This is a genomic window from Mesorhizobium kamtschaticum (assembly GCF_056174585.1).
The window spans coordinates 5675219-5688261 of record NZ_CM149691.1; the positions used below are offsets into that span (position 1 = coordinate 5675219).

Genomic DNA, 13043 nt, shown 5'->3' on the forward strand with positions numbered 1-13043 from the left:
CCCGCGCCAATGACCATTCTGCTTTATGATCTCGTCGGGCGCGACGAGAGCCGTCCGTTCAGCCCGCATTGCTGGAAGGCAACGATGGCGCTGGCCCATAAGGGGCTCGATATCTCAACCGCGCCGACGCGTTTTCTCGAGGTCCCCAGCATCGAAGGCGGCGCTTCGAAAACTGTTCCGGTGATCCGCGACGGCGACAAGGTCGTCATCGATTCCTTCGCCATCGCGCTCTATCTCGATGAGGCCTATCCGGATCGGCCGACGCTGTTTGGCGGCGAAGGCGGCAAGGCGATGGCGCGTTTCATCGAGCGCTGGTCGCAATTGACCATCCACCCCTACATCACCACCGCCGCGATCGTCGATCTCCACACCATGCAGGACGAGGAGAACGCCACCTATTTCCGCCTGAGCCGTGAGCAACGCTTGGGCAAGCGGCTGGAAGATGTCGTCGCGGCCCGCGACGCCGGCTTGGCGGCGTTTCGGGCTTCGCTGGAGCCGCTGCGCTCGATGCTGGGCTACCAGCCTTTCATCGGCGGCGCCTCACCGCTGTTTGCGGACTATATCGTCTTCGGCGCGCTGCAATGGGCGCGCATCGCCACGCCCTATCAGCTGCTCGAAAACAGCGACATCGTGGCGCAATGGTTCGCCCGCTGCCTCGACCTGCATGGCGGGCTGGGACGAAAGGTTGCCGCGGCAGCCTGACGCCGCAGGGCTACTTGGCTGCTGCCTTCTTCGGCTTGCTGGGTTTTTTGGCAGCCTTGGCCACTTTACCCTGGGCCTCCTTGGGCTCGGCCTTTGCCCTGTCGGCGCCGGCTGCCTTCTTGGATGGCTTCTTGGCTGGCTTGCCCGTGGCATCCTCTCGATCGATGTCGGCTGCCGCCTGGTGCCAATGGCGTTCGTGGTGACCGGCCGGTTGCCCTTCTTCCTGCCAGATCTGATGTGCGCGGTTGCGAATGCGCTCCTGACGATCGTCTGCCATGGTCATGTTGTCTCCATTCGGGCCGACTTCAGCGCGGCACCGACACGCGACTATAGCAAGCAAAGCGTTGCTGTGCAGCCATCTGATGTCGGCTCCGGGCTCACCTTGTCGACACCAGCCTTGCATAGAAACACGCACTGTTCCGGCCCTTCGCTGCCGCTTCGGGCGTTCGTCACTCGGAAAGCCAAGCAATTGGCTTTCCGTCCGCTTTGCGGACCGCTCCTCACCCCTTGCTCTGGCTCCGGGCGACTTGTATAGAGCCCGCCACTCTCAATTCCATTCTCAGACAAGGACGACCCATGGCGCTCGAACGCACCTTTTCCATGATCAAGCCGGACGCAACCCGGCGCAACCTCACCGGCGCCATCACCAAGATGCTCGAAGACGCCGGTCTGCGCGTCATCGCTTCGCGCCGCGTCTGGATGAGCCGTCGTGAGGCCGAAGGCTTCTACGCCGTCCACAAGGATCGTCCGTTCTTCGGCGAGCTGGTCGAATTCATGTCGTCGGCACCGACGATCGTCCAGGTGCTGGAAGGCGAGAACGCCATTGCCAGGAACCGCGAAGTGATGGGCGCCACCAACCCGGCCAACGCCGCCGAAGGCACCATCCGCAAGGTGCATGCGCTGTCGATCGGCGAGAATTCGGTGCACGGCTCCGACGCGCCGGAAACCGCTGCGCAGGAGATCAAGTACTGGTTCTCGGACACCGAGATCGTCGGCTGAGCCGACACTGCCAAATCTGATGCAAAAAGGCCGGCGTTTCGTCGGCCTTTTTTGTTGGCGCCCGATTGCATCAGAACGTTGACGTGCAGCCGCGTGTGGCCTTGCTGCACGTTGGGTGTCAAGGCACCAGCGCCACCGTCAATGACCTCACGCCTTGGGCGCCACGGATCATGACGCCTTCGATGTCGGCGGTGGCGGATGGTCCGGTGACCAGCGCGGCGTATCGGGCCGTCTTGAAGTCGGGTCGGCGGTAGGCTTCCTGAAGCCCGTCCTCGATCCGCGCGGGATCAAGCAGCACCACGAGGTACTGCACGAGATAGCCGATCGCATTGACGACGTATTCGTCCTCGCTGAACCACACGGAGCCGGTTTCGGCAACGCCAAAGCGTGCCCGTACGATGCCGACGGCGACATCCTCGAGCGACGCCGGAGGGGTTCGAGAATTGATCGCCCTGTTGCCATCGATTCCCGGCACCGCGGATGCGATCACCGCGCCCGGGCCGAAACGATCGATCACCCAAGCCCTGACGTCCCTGAGGTTCTTCACGGTAATGCAGGTGCCGCCCATGATTGTCAGCGCCGCTTCAAAGCGCGATACGCGGTTACCCACGGGCGTGGCGAAGAGCGGCACGACGGGCAGCGACACCGGCGAAGGCTGCGCCTTTCGTATTTTCGCCAGGAAAACATCGCGGGAGGTCATTTCGACTGCTTCCGGTTTTCGCGGTACCAATCGCGGAAGGTTTGCACCGGTGCATCGGGAAGGTCGCGCTGCCGACCCCAGATGTTCAGTGGATTGTAGAGCAGGAAGTTGGGCAGCCTCTTCAAGGCACCGCCAAGCGAGGCAATGGTGGCGCGGTACAGTGTCGGGCTGGCGAGCAGCCGTCCGGCCATCTTCAATACCTCCGCCTTGACGAACGGTGCCTCGTGCCGTGCACTGATCACCTGGCGCCATTTGTATATCTGTTCGTGGATGTTGATGCGCACCGGGCAGACGCTGGTGCAACTGCCGTTCAGCGTCGAAGCAAAGGGCAGCGCGCTGAAACGCTGCAGATCGAAGGCTGGATTGATGATGGCTCCGATCGGCCCCGAATAGGTGCTGCCATACGATAGGCCGCCGCTGCGCCGGTAGACCGGACAGGTATTCATGCAAGCGCCGCAGCGAATGCATTTCAGCGATGGCCAGAAGTCCTCCATGGCGAGGCGTTCCGAGCGGCCGTTGTCGACCAGGATGAAGTGCATCTCGGTGCTGGGCCGTGGCGCGCGGAAATGCGAGGTGTACTGCGTGATGGGCGAGCCGAGCCCGCTGCGCGACAACATGCGGATGAAGACCCCGAGATCGGAAATGCGGGGTATCAGCTTCTCGATGCCGATCGAGGCAATGTGCAACGGAGGAATGTTGGCGGACAGGTCGGCGTTGCCCTCGTTGGTGCACACGACGACGGTTCCTGTCTCCGCGACCGCGAAGTTGCAGCCGGTCATGCCCGCTGTCTTGTCGCGCAGGAAATGCGGACGCGTATCCATGCGCTGGCTTTCGGCGAGGTAATGAATGTCGCTGTTTGCGGGATCGGTGCCGATGGTGCGGCCAAACAACTCGGCCACGTCGCTGCGCAGCTTGTGCACCGCTGGGACAACCATGTGGCTCGGATCCTGATTGTCGAGCTGCTGAATGCGTTCGCCGAGATCGGTCTCCATCACCACGATGCCGCGTGGCTCGAGATGGGCCCGCATCGCACATTCGTCGGTGAGCATCGACTTGCTCTTGACCAGCGTGGTCATGCCGCGCTCGGACAAAAGGCTGAACACGATCTCATTGTGCTCGCGGGCGTCGGCGGCAAAATGGACGACGACGCCGTTGCCTTCGGCCGCATCGACAAACTGCTCCACGTACTGGGAGAGATGAGAGAGCGTATGCTCCTTGATGCCCGAGGCGAGGTCGCGAAGGGTTTCCCATTCGGGTAGGCCGTGCGCCTGTGCGTCGCGCTTCGAGCGCAGGCCCCAAAGACGCTGGTCGTGGAACGACACGTGGTCCGGCTTGGCGAGGAAGTCGCCTGCGGCCTTGGCGTGATCGACCCGCTTGCTCATGCCCGGGCGCCATTCAGAATTTGCGCAATGTGGATGAAGCGCACTTTCAGCTTCATGCGATCGGCGCAGCCCTGCTGATGCATCAGGCACGATATGTCGCCGGACACGATGTATTCGGCGCCCGCGGCCAGATGATCGCGTACCCTGTCTTGCCCCATTCTGACGGAGACCGCCTCTTCGGTGACGGAGAACGTACCGCCAAAGCCACAACATTCATCCGGCCGGGACGGCGTGACGAATTCGATCCCCTTGACGCTTTCCAGCAGGGCACGCGGCTTCGAGAATGGCGGCTCGTCGATTTCGGACGCCGTCGCCTGGCGTAGATGCCGGATGGCGCTGCAGCTGTTGTGCAACCCCACACGATGTGGAAATTCCGCCCAGGGAAATTCGCGCACATCCAGCACGTCATGAAGAAACTCAGTCAAGTCATAGGCAGCCGCCCTGACCTGACGGACGGAAGCGGTCTGCTCAATGGCGGTCAGGTGGGAGCGGACATGGTTGATGCAACTCGCCGAAGGTCCGACGACGTAATCGTAGCCGGCGAAATTGTCGACGAACACGGCCTCCGCGCCTGCCGCTTCCTTTTGCGCGCCGCTGTTGGCCATCGGTTGACCGCAGCAGGTCTGTTCTTCGGGATAGTCCACGTCGAGACCCAGACGCTCCAGCAACTCGAGCGTCGCAACGCCGACCCCTGGATAAAACGCATCGATAAAGCACGGAATAAAGAGAGCGACTTTCATGGCAGCGCTTTACGCATCGCACTTTCCTTCGCCTGAAGCGCAGAGAGTATAGGTGGCCTCAAATACGGAGTCATCAGCGGGCAAGCGACCGATCAGGTCTCGCGCATGGACCGCAGCATATCTGCATGCAGCCGGTCCATATGCGTGTAAATGATGCCGGGCAACGCCGCTGCGCATCGCAACGCGCCTCGGCAACGTATCCTTCCTCAACACCACCACCGTTTTCAGCACGCCCAACGATGTGACGCTGGCGGAGCTTGCCCTGGAAATGCTGTTTCCGGCCGACGACCAGACCATCGAGATCGTCAAGACCATGGCCAAGGAAACGGCTGCGATGTGACGCCGATGCGGAATCAGCTCGCGGCGCTGAAGCGCAGGATCTCGCGGCCGTCCTTGTCTGATATGGTGAGCTTGCCGGCATCGACCTTGTATGACGCCGCCTTGGCCAATGCATCGAACAAGGCCTTTTCCTCGGCCATCATCTCGGGGGCGCAGGCCTTGTAGGTCGAACCGATCTCACTGATGGCGATCGCCTGGCCTTCGACCTTCGCCGTGGCGAAATAGGTGTTGCAGGGGCCACTGCCGCCGGCCTTGCCGGCCTCGCTGACCCTGAACGTCGCCTGTGGCGCGGTGATGGCGCCGATGCCGTCGACATAGTCCACCACCCAGAGTTGACCAAAGACGGAAGCCGCCGGTTCGATGGCTGGCGTGACCATCTTCAGCATGATGGTCTGCGGCGCGTCGGTCAGCGGATCGACTTGATGGCGCACGTCGGAGATGAACATCAGCCTGCCATCGACAGTGATGCGCGCCTGCAGCGCATAGGTCATCTGCGACCGGACCACCGATGGATCGAATTTGATCTCGAAACTGATCGGCACCTGGCCGGCCGGCTTGACAGTCTGCTCGCCGATGATCTTGGCCGGCGCATCGGCCAGCGAGACATCGGCAAGCTGGACGGAAAGCACGGCGCTGGGCGGCAAGGCAATGCGCTCGCGATAGATGACTTCGCCCCTCACCGTCTTTTCGGCGGCCACGGACAGTTCCGGCACCGCCAGCATGCCGATGACCAGAGGCACGAAACCGAAGACGAAGAATTCCGCGAGCCTGTCCAGCATGACCACCTCCCTTGCCCCGGGCTGCCAATGCCCCGAACTGTCAATGCCCGGGCTGATCAACCTCGCGCAATTGGCCAAAGGATTGCGGTCAATGCATGGCTGCGACGGATTTATTCGGGCGGTGACTTCCAGCGCCCGACCGCCAGGGCGTCAGCTTCCTTGGCCTCGACCCAGCCACCTTCGGAACCATCGACGCGATGCTCCTTCTTCCAGAAGGGTGCCCGCGATTTGAGATAATCCATGAGAAAGTTTGCCGCTTCGAACGCCGCCTGGCGATGGGCCGAGGCGGCCACCACCAGCACGATGTTCTCGCCCGGCGCGATCTTGCCATGGCGGTGGATGACGGTAAGGCCTTGCAGTGGCCAGCGCTGAACCGCCTCAGCGGCGATGCGGCCAATCTCGGCCTCCGCCATGCCGGGATAGTGTTCGAGTTCGAGTGCCGAGAGCGTGCCCTGCTCGTCACGGCAGAGACCGGAAAAAGTGACGACCGCGCCAATGTCGGCGCGGCCTTGCGTCAGTCCGGCAATCTCGGCGGCGACGTCGAAATCCTGGCGCTGGATGCGCACGGTCGGCACCGGGATGGCCGACATGAGTGTCAGCCCCCGGTCATCGGAGGGAACAGCGCGATTTCGCGTGCGCCCGATATCTTTTCGCGGTGATCGACATGCTCCTGGTTGATGGCAACGCGGATCACGTCGGGATATTGCAGCGCGTGTTCGTAGCCCTCGCCGCGCGATTGCAGCCAGCGCAAGAGGTCGGCGACCGTCTCGATGCCGGCGGGCAATTCGACATCCTCTTCAGGCATGCCGATCCGTTCACGCACCCAGGCAAAGTAGATGAGACGGGTCGTCATCTCACTCGTCCATGATGTGCTTGAGGCCGGCGCGGAAATAGTCGTAGCCGGTGTAAAGCGTAACGAGTGCCGCGATCCACAGCAGCACCAGGCCGGTCTGCGTGGTCAGTGGGAAAATCTTGTCGCCGGCCGGCCCCGCCAGCAGGAAGGCAATGGCAACCATCTGGATGGCGGTCTTCCATTTGGCGAGCTGCGTTACCGGCACCGAAACCTTGAGTGCCGCCAGATATTCGCGCAGGCCCGAGACCAGGATTTCGCGGCACAGGATGATGATCGCCGCCCACAGCGACCAGCCGGCGATGCCGGCATGGCGATCGGTGTCGGCGGCCAACAGCAGCAGACAGGTGGCGACCAACAATTTGTCGGCAATCGGATCGAGCATCTTGCCGATGTTGGAGGTCTGCTGCCAGGCGCGCGCCAGATAACCGTCCAGGTAATCGGTGATCGAGGCGAGCAGGAAGATGATCAGCGCCGACCAGCGGGCGAAGTCGCTCGATTTCAGATGGCCTTCGAGAAAAAAGCACAACACAACCAGCGGCACCGCGACGATGCGGGCGTAGGTGAGCATGTTGGGCAGGTTGAACGCGCGCTTGGCCATGTCTGGGAGACTCTTTCTGCCTGCGTACTCAAATCAGAAGCGAATGTGGGGGGTCAACAGGCCAGATTCGACTGGCCAGCCGAAACTGCCGAATTTTTCAGCTTTCGTGGAAATGATTGTAGACCAGTTTGGCGACCTGTTCGGAAATACCCTCGACTTTCCTCAGATCCTCGATCGCCGCACGGCTGACCGCCTTGGCGGTGCCGAATGCCAGCAGCAGCGCGCGCTTGCGGCCGGGGCCGATGCCGGCGATCTCGTCGAGCGGGCTCTTGACCATTTCCTTCTTGCGGCGGGCCCGGTGCGAACCAATGGCGAAGCGATGGACCTCGTCGCGCAGGCGCTGGACGAAATAGAGCACGGGGTCGCGCACCGGCAGCGAAAACGAGTCCTTGCCCCTGACGAAAAAGCGCTCGCGACCGGCATCGCGGTCCTGGCCCTTGGCGATGCCGATCGCCACGACGCGATCCTCGATGCCGAGCTCGGCGAGAATCTTGCGCACCGCCGTCATCTGGCCCTGGCCGCCATCGATCAGGATGACGTCTGGCCAGGCCGGGAAGTTGCCGGAGATATCGTCTTCGATATCATCGGCCGCCTCGCCTGCTGGCACGGCGTCGGCCACGGCGACATCGCCATGTTCCTTGAGCAGCCGCGAAAAGCGCCGCTCCATCACCTCGCGCATCATGCCGAAATCGTCGCCCGGCGTTATCTCGGTCGAGCGGATGTTGAATTTCCGGTACTGGTTTTTCACGAAACCTTCCGGTCCCGCGACGACCATGGCGCCGACGGCATTGGTGCCCATAATGTGCGAGTTGTCGTACACCTCGATGCGCACCGGCGGCTTGGCCAGACCGAACGTCTCGGCGAAACCGGCAAGCAATCGCCCTTGCGTCGAGGTTTCGGCCAGCCTGCGGCCCAACGCCTCACGGGCGTTCTGCAGGGCGTTGTCGGTCAGGTCCTTCTTCTCGCCGCGCTGCGGCACAGAGATCGCAACCTTACGGCCGGCGCGGGTGGAGAGCGCCTCGGCCAGCAGTTCCTGATCCTCGACGCCATGCGACAGGAGAATGTTCCGCGGCGTCGGCTTGTCGTCATAGAATTGCGCCAGGAAGGAGCCCAGCACTTCGGCGGCTTCCAGCGCCGGATCGGCCTTGGGGAAATAGGCGCGGTTGCCCCAGTTCTGGCCGGTGCGGAAGAAGAACACCTGGATGCAGACCTGGCCGCCTTCCTGATGGATGGCGAAGACATCGGCCTCGTCGACGGTCGCCGGGTTGATGCCCTGATGACTCTGCACATGCGACAGGGCCGCGAGCCGGTCGCGATAGATGGCGGCGCGCTCAAAATCGAGGTCTTGCGAGGCCTGCTGCATGGCCGCCGAAATCTCGGTCTTCACCTTCTGGCTGCGGCCCGACAGGAAGTCCTTCGCTTCCTCCACAAGTTCGGCATAGCCCTCATGCGAGATTTCGCCGGTGCAGGGGCCTGCGCAGCGCTTGATCTGGTACAGCAGGCACGGGCGCGTACGGTTTTCGTAGAACGAGTTTGTGCAGCTGCGCAGCAGGAAGGCGCGCTGCAGCGAATTGATGGTGCGGCCCACGGCGCCGGCCGAGGCAAAGGGGCCGAAATAGTCGCCCTTGCGCGACCGCGCGCCGCGATGTTTGTAGATGCCGGGCGAGACATGGTCGCCGGTCAAAAGGATATAGGGGAACGACTTGTCGTCCCGCATCAGCACATTGAATCGCGGCCGCAAGCGCTTGATAAGATTGGCTTCGAGCAGCAGTGCCTCGATCTCGGTGCGGGTGACGACGAACTCCATCGTCGACGTCTCGCGCACCATGCGGCCGATGCGATTGGTGTGGAACCGGCCTTGCGCGTAGTTGGTGACGCGCTTCTTCAGACTGCGCGCCTTGCCGACATAGAGCACGTCGCCGGCGGCGTTCATCATGCGGTAGACGCCGGGCGCGTTGGGCAGCCGCTTGACCAGCGTCTGGATCACCTCGGCGCCGACCATGCCTTCGGCGTCGCCGGCATGGGGCGTCCAGTCGATGGCCGTGAAGGCGACATCCGGGCCGGCCGGTTCGACGATCTCCTCCAGTGCCTCATCCTCGAGGTCGATTTCGGGAGGCAGATCGTCGGCGCCGCCGCGCGCCTTGTTCTTGTGATCCAAAGGACTCATTCCGTCATGCCTGTCACATCGGGCGTCTGCCATGCAAGATGCTGGCCGCCATCGAGCGCGATCATCTGGCCGGTGATCGAGCGCGCCTCCCAGAGATAGCGGATGGTGGCGCCGAATTCCGACAATTCCGGGCCACGCTTCAGAGTCAGGCCGGCGATCTGCGCATCAAAATCGGAATCGTCCTGGCGCACATTCTTCAGCGTCGGGCCAGGTCCTATTGCATTGACACGAATGCGCGGGCCGAGCGCCTGCGCCAGCATCTGCGTTTGGGTCCACAACGCGGATTTGGACAGCGCATAGGAAAAATAGCGCGGCGTCGGCCGCCAGACGCGTTGGTCGATGATGTTGACGATCAGCCCCTCCTGCCCTTCCGGCAAGGCGCTGGCGAAATTCTGCGCCAACAGCGCCGGCGTTTTGACGTGAATGGCAAAGTGGCGGTCCCAGGCCTGCCAGTCGAAATCCTCAATGGAATCATCGACGAAGAGCGAAGCGTTGTTGACCAGCAGCGAGATAGGGCCCAGCGCGGTTTCCGCCTGGCCAATGAGGTCACTGACAGCATTCATGTCGGTCAGGTCGGCGCTTACCACCGCCGCGCGGCCGCCAGACTGGTTGATCCCCGCGGCCAAGGCATCCGCCTCATCGCGCGAGCGATTGGCGTGGATGGCTACGGCAAAACCATGGCTGGCGAGGTCTTCGACAATTGCCTTGCCGATCCGTTTCGCCCCGCCCGTCACCAGCGCCGCGGCAGTGGCTTTGCTCATGTGTTGTCAATCCTCAATTTCGGCCCGAAAACTCGACGCCGACGAAATATGGCCCGGCATGCGTTAAATGGCGTTCTCACCTGGGGCAGCATTGTGGCGAAGTGCCCGGTTCGGCATCCCGACTCGTCTTGGAGTCGGAAGCGCTGGAGCGCAATATAGGACGCTGGACTCCTTGCACCAAGCGGTGTGCAGCGCAGCATGAAATGGCTGCTGACATTTCGCTGTTGCGAAGATGCAACGTCAAGGTTCCGCCTCATTCGCGCCGGGGAATGACCCAAGTTCAGGTTCGCTTCAGCCGCATTTTGACACGACATTTGGAACCGACGAACGCCAGATCCGTTTCACCCCCCGGACGGGTTGATGGCGATCGTGAGAAACAAGCCTGTGTCCTGTGGCTTAAGGAGTAAAGAACAATGCAAGCCAATCTTAAATTCGCACGGCCGCTGGCCGTTGCGCTCGGGCTCTTCGCCCTCGGTGGTACTGCCTATGCCGCAGACGTCGTCCAGGAAGAGCCGCCGGCACCCGCTCCGGTTGCCGAACTGCCCGTCGCATCCTGGGCCGGCCCTTACGCCGGTCTGAACGTTGGCTATGGCTTTAGCGGCCGTACCAAGGAAAAGGATTTCGGCGATTCGACCAGCACCAAGGGCTTCGTCGGCAGTGTCTTCGGCGGCTATCAGTGGCAGCAGGAGAACTTCGTGTACGGTGGTGAAGCCGAACTCGGCTACAACGGCATCAAGGGTGACGATAACGGCATCAACTCCAAGGGCGGCTTCGAAGGCTCGCTGCGTGCCCGTCTCGGCTACGCTGTGACCCCGGAAATCCTGCTTTATGGCACCGGCGGTCTCGCCGGCAGAAGCCTGAAGGTAGAGGACAGCGTCCTCGGCGCCAGCGACACCGCCACGATGATCGGCTGGACCGCCGGCGTCGGCACCGACATCAAGCTGACCGACAATATCTTCGGCCGTGTCGAGTACCGCTACACCGACTTCGGCTCGAAGGACTTCAGCGGCATCGGCAAGGTCAAGGCCACCGACAACCGCGTCACCTTCGGCGTCGGTATGAAGTTCTAAGTCGTTCAAGCCACGACACGAAAAAGCCGGGCCTCGCGCCCGGCTTTTTTTGTGCCTTTTCGGTCCTATTTGTCTGGTCACCGTCGGGTTCGCGTTGCAAACCTGGACCGCAAGCTCCTCACACGAAACGCCAGTTTTATCACCCAGTCCGAGATGCCTGCCTCACGGGCTGCCTCGACCTCTCCAGCGGACGAGCGCTCGATCATGGCCTCGTTGCTAAAGATTTCGGGACCATATTCGAGTATCGCTTTGGTTTGTGTCATCAACGCTTCGGCGTTCGGAATCTTCTGCGCAAACGCTAACTCACGGCGGACGCAGACCATTTCAACACGATGGCGCACATCCTCCATGTAGCCGATATCCCATCGCATAATCCGTCCGTGTGTCGCTTCATGGACGATTGCGGACGCAAGCATCTCCGGCTGAGAAGAAAAGACGAATCTCCTGTCGAGAACGCACATCTTTCTGCTTTGGCCGTACTCGGCCGAATGCCCCGGGAGGAGTCTTACCCAGATGCATTCTATCTCCCGCAATACCATTCGAAAGCGAATAGGATCATGTTTCTTGATCAGTTGGATCGCATCAATGACACGCTGAAACACTTCGGTGGATCTCTTGCCTTCAAGAGTGGCAATCCTTAGCCCCTCGAATTCTTTGCCTTTAGACATCCAGAAAAACAGCCGATCAACCCATTCCGGTTCCGCCATGCTGATTGCCCTAGGCCAGTTAAATCGCGGCTATGATCCCCTCAAATATTTTAGAAAGCCCGAAATGCGCGACGCATATTTTAGAATGCTCAAGTTACCCGGCAACACTACGGATACCTCCAGCATCTCCAAATTCCCCGTTGCGCCCTTCCCCAGCTTGTGCCTATAGTTAGTACGTGTCTCGCACGAACAAACAGCTTTAGCTGTATCGACCCGGAGCCAGGCCCGAAATCGTGGCCTGCGCGTGGTTGGGATGTGAGCCGGAACACTCGATCAAAAGGGGATTTGCAGTGAACCGCTTTCAAAAACTCTCGGCCGCCACGCTCGTCGCGGCATCTTTCGCGCCTGCAGCACATGCCACCGACAACAAGCTGACGATCGGCATCGTCACCTTCTCGACCTCGGACGTCGACACCAACCAGATGGTCGACACGATGAGCAAGGAGGCCCAGTCCAAGGGCTGGACGGTGGAAACCCTCAACGCCAATGGCGACCCGTCGCAGGCGATCACCTCAATCAAGCAACTGGCGATCAAGAAGGTGAACGCCATCATCGTCACGGTGTTCGATTCGACCGGCCTCGCCGCCGGGCTGCAGGCCGCGGCCGATGCCAACATCCCTGTGCTTTCCGCCGGCGGCGGCATGGCCGACGGTATTGCGCTTTCGGCCAGCACCGGTGCAGCGCCGCCGCTGCTCGACCTGATGCTGAAGGACATAGGCAATGCCGGCACCCTGCTCGACCTTACCTATCATCCCGGCATTCCATGCCGTGAGCGGGCCGACGCCTTCGATGCCGCGGCCAAGGCCAATCCCGGACTGACTGCGACGTCGCACGAGATCAGCATTCCAGGTGCCGCCGAATCCTCGCAGGCCGCAACGAGTGCCTGGCTTGCCGCGAATGCCAACGCCAAGGGGCCGTTCGCGATCTTCAACTGCTATGACGACAACGCCATGGGTGCGATCGCGGCGCTGAAGCAGAACAGCCGCAGCGATGTGAAGGTCTATTCGTTCAACGCCACGGCGCCCGCCGTCCAGGCGGTCAAGGACGGAACGATGACCGCGACGCTCGGCGTCGACCTGACGTCCGCCGGCAAGATGCTGGTCGACCAGATCCCCGACATCCTGGCAGCCGGCGACAAGTGGCAGCCGAAATCCTTCGTGCCGGGCTACACGCTCGTCACCAAGGACAATGTCGACCAGTTCATGAAGGACAATCCGCAGTAAGTCCTGCAGATTGACGGTCCATC

Annotated in this window: 14 protein-coding genes and 1 pseudogene; 4 read left to right on the forward strand and 11 right to left on the reverse strand. The window is 61.7% G+C overall.

Translation table 11 applies throughout. The features are described from left to right. The first annotated feature begins 9 nt into the window (after positions 1-9). On the forward strand, positions 10-702 hold the full coding sequence (locus AC0V7N_RS28315; protein WP_475451492.1) for a glutathione S-transferase family protein: 693 nt from the start codon (positions 10-12) through the stop codon (positions 700-702). A 10-nt stretch (positions 703-712) separates the two neighbouring features. Here AC0V7N_RS28315 and AC0V7N_RS28320 read toward each other — a convergent pair whose 3' ends face one another. Then, on the reverse strand, positions 713-979 hold the full coding sequence (locus AC0V7N_RS28320; RefSeq protein ID WP_496627425.1) for a DUF2934 domain-containing protein: 267 nt from the start codon (positions 977-979) through the stop codon (positions 713-715). 299 nt (positions 980-1278) lie between these two features. On the opposite strand from AC0V7N_RS28320, the gene ndk reads away from it, so the two are divergent. Next, complete coding sequence (gene ndk / locus AC0V7N_RS28325) at positions 1279-1701, forward strand: nucleoside-diphosphate kinase (protein ID WP_010915217.1); 423 nt, start codon at positions 1279-1281, stop codon at positions 1699-1701. 118 nt (positions 1702-1819) lie between these two features. Here ndk and AC0V7N_RS28330 read toward each other — a convergent pair whose 3' ends face one another. The 9 genes and pseudogenes from AC0V7N_RS28330 to AC0V7N_RS28370 form a co-directional block, all read right to left on the reverse strand. Beyond that, a complete protein-coding gene (locus AC0V7N_RS28330) occupies positions 1820-2401 on the reverse strand; it encodes an LUD domain-containing protein (RefSeq protein ID WP_496627426.1) in 582 nt (193 codons plus the stop codon). Continuing rightward, a pseudogene (locus AC0V7N_RS28335) lies at positions 2398-3849 on the reverse strand (lactate utilization protein B); the annotation flags it as partial. The gene AC0V7N_RS28330 and the pseudogene AC0V7N_RS28335, both read right to left, overlap by 4 nt. After that, positions 3780-4523 (reverse strand): (Fe-S)-binding protein, encoded by a 744-nt coding sequence (locus tag AC0V7N_RS28340; protein ID WP_475451497.1) that lies wholly within the window; start codon positions 4521-4523, stop codon positions 3780-3782. The gene AC0V7N_RS28340 and the pseudogene AC0V7N_RS28335, both read right to left, overlap by 70 nt. Positions 4524-4876: 353 nt before the next feature. Continuing rightward, a complete protein-coding gene (locus AC0V7N_RS28345; RefSeq protein ID WP_475451499.1) occupies positions 4877-5641 on the reverse strand; it encodes a YbaY family lipoprotein in 765 nt (254 codons plus the stop codon). Between the two features lie 110 nt (positions 5642-5751). After that, on the reverse strand, positions 5752-6231 hold the full coding sequence (locus AC0V7N_RS28350) for a molybdenum cofactor biosynthesis protein MoaE (RefSeq protein ID WP_475451500.1): 480 nt from the start codon (positions 6229-6231) through the stop codon (positions 5752-5754). Positions 6232-6236: 5 nt separating this feature from the next. Beyond that, positions 6237-6494, reverse strand: a complete 258-nt coding sequence (moaD, locus tag AC0V7N_RS28355; RefSeq protein ID WP_143976459.1) for a molybdopterin converting factor subunit 1 — start codon at positions 6492-6494, stop codon at positions 6237-6239. Between the two features lies 1 nt (position 6495). Next, positions 6496-7092, reverse strand: a complete 597-nt coding sequence (gene pgsA, locus AC0V7N_RS28360; RefSeq protein ID WP_023673449.1) for a CDP-diacylglycerol--glycerol-3-phosphate 3-phosphatidyltransferase — start codon at positions 7090-7092, stop codon at positions 6496-6498. A gap of 97 nt (positions 7093-7189) precedes the next feature. Then, positions 7190-9259 carry an excinuclease ABC subunit UvrC gene (gene uvrC, locus AC0V7N_RS28365; RefSeq protein ID WP_475451502.1) on the reverse strand — a complete coding sequence of 690 codons (2070 nt, stop codon included), beginning with the start codon at positions 9257-9259 and terminating at the stop codon, positions 7190-7192. Next, positions 9256-10020, reverse strand: coding sequence for an SDR family oxidoreductase (locus AC0V7N_RS28370; protein WP_475451503.1), 765 nt, complete (start codon positions 10018-10020; stop codon positions 9256-9258). Before AC0V7N_RS28370 ends, uvrC begins: the two co-directional genes overlap by 4 nt. 413 nt (positions 10021-10433) lie before the next feature. Here AC0V7N_RS28370 and AC0V7N_RS28375 point away from each other — a divergent pair, with 413 nt between their 5' ends. Next, the gene (locus tag AC0V7N_RS28375) at positions 10434-11090 is read left to right on the forward strand and encodes an outer membrane protein (RefSeq protein ID WP_475451504.1); all 657 of its coding nucleotides are present in this window, start codon (positions 10434-10436) and stop codon (positions 11088-11090) included. A gap of 77 nt (positions 11091-11167) precedes the next feature. Here AC0V7N_RS28375 and AC0V7N_RS28380 read toward each other — a convergent pair whose 3' ends face one another. Then, on the reverse strand, positions 11168-11797 hold the full coding sequence (locus AC0V7N_RS28380; RefSeq protein WP_475451506.1) for a hypothetical protein: 630 nt from the start codon (positions 11795-11797) through the stop codon (positions 11168-11170). Between the two features lie 290 nt (positions 11798-12087). On the opposite strand from AC0V7N_RS28380, the gene AC0V7N_RS28385 reads away from it, so the two are divergent. Beyond that, entirely contained in the window at positions 12088-13020 is a 933-nt protein-coding gene (locus AC0V7N_RS28385) for a sugar ABC transporter substrate-binding protein (protein ID WP_475451507.1), read from the forward strand. The last annotated feature ends 23 nt before the right edge of the window (positions 13021-13043 follow it).

What these genes read in the sequence shown, in the direction of transcription:
- AC0V7N_RS28315 (WP_475451492.1), top strand. Translation starts at nt 10, where the DNA reads ATGACCATTCTGCTTTATGATCTCGTCGGGCGCGACGAGAGCCGTCCG.
- AC0V7N_RS28320 (WP_496627425.1), bottom strand. Translation starts at nt 979, where the DNA reads ATGGCAGACGATCGTCAGGAGCGCATTCGCAACCGCGCACATCAGATC.
- ndk (WP_010915217.1), top strand. Translation starts at nt 1,279, where the DNA reads ATGGCGCTCGAACGCACCTTTTCCATGATCAAGCCGGACGCAACCCGG.
- AC0V7N_RS28330 (WP_496627426.1), bottom strand. Translation starts at nt 2,401, where the DNA reads ATGACCTCCCGCGATGTTTTCCTGGCGAAAATACGAAAGGCGCAGCCT.
- AC0V7N_RS28340 (WP_475451497.1), bottom strand. Translation starts at nt 4,523, where the DNA reads ATGAAAGTCGCTCTCTTTATTCCGTGCTTTATCGATGCGTTTTATCCA.
- AC0V7N_RS28345 (WP_475451499.1), bottom strand. Translation starts at nt 5,641, where the DNA reads ATGCTGGACAGGCTCGCGGAATTCTTCGTCTTCGGTTTCGTGCCTCTG.
- AC0V7N_RS28350 (WP_475451500.1), bottom strand. Translation starts at nt 6,231, where the DNA reads ATGTCGGCCATCCCGGTGCCGACCGTGCGCATCCAGCGCCAGGATTTC.
- moaD (WP_143976459.1), bottom strand. Translation starts at nt 6,494, where the DNA reads ATGACGACCCGTCTCATCTACTTTGCCTGGGTGCGTGAACGGATCGGC.
- pgsA (WP_023673449.1), bottom strand. Translation starts at nt 7,092, where the DNA reads ATGGCCAAGCGCGCGTTCAACCTGCCCAACATGCTCACCTACGCCCGC.
- uvrC (WP_475451502.1), bottom strand. Translation starts at nt 9,259, where the DNA reads ATGAGTCCTTTGGATCACAAGAACAAGGCGCGCGGCGGCGCCGACGAT.
- AC0V7N_RS28370 (WP_475451503.1), bottom strand. Translation starts at nt 10,020, where the DNA reads ATGAGCAAAGCCACTGCCGCGGCGCTGGTGACGGGCGGGGCGAAACGG.
- AC0V7N_RS28375 (WP_475451504.1), top strand. Translation starts at nt 10,434, where the DNA reads ATGCAAGCCAATCTTAAATTCGCACGGCCGCTGGCCGTTGCGCTCGGG.
- AC0V7N_RS28380 (WP_475451506.1), bottom strand. Translation starts at nt 11,797, where the DNA reads ATGGCGGAACCGGAATGGGTTGATCGGCTGTTTTTCTGGATGTCTAAA.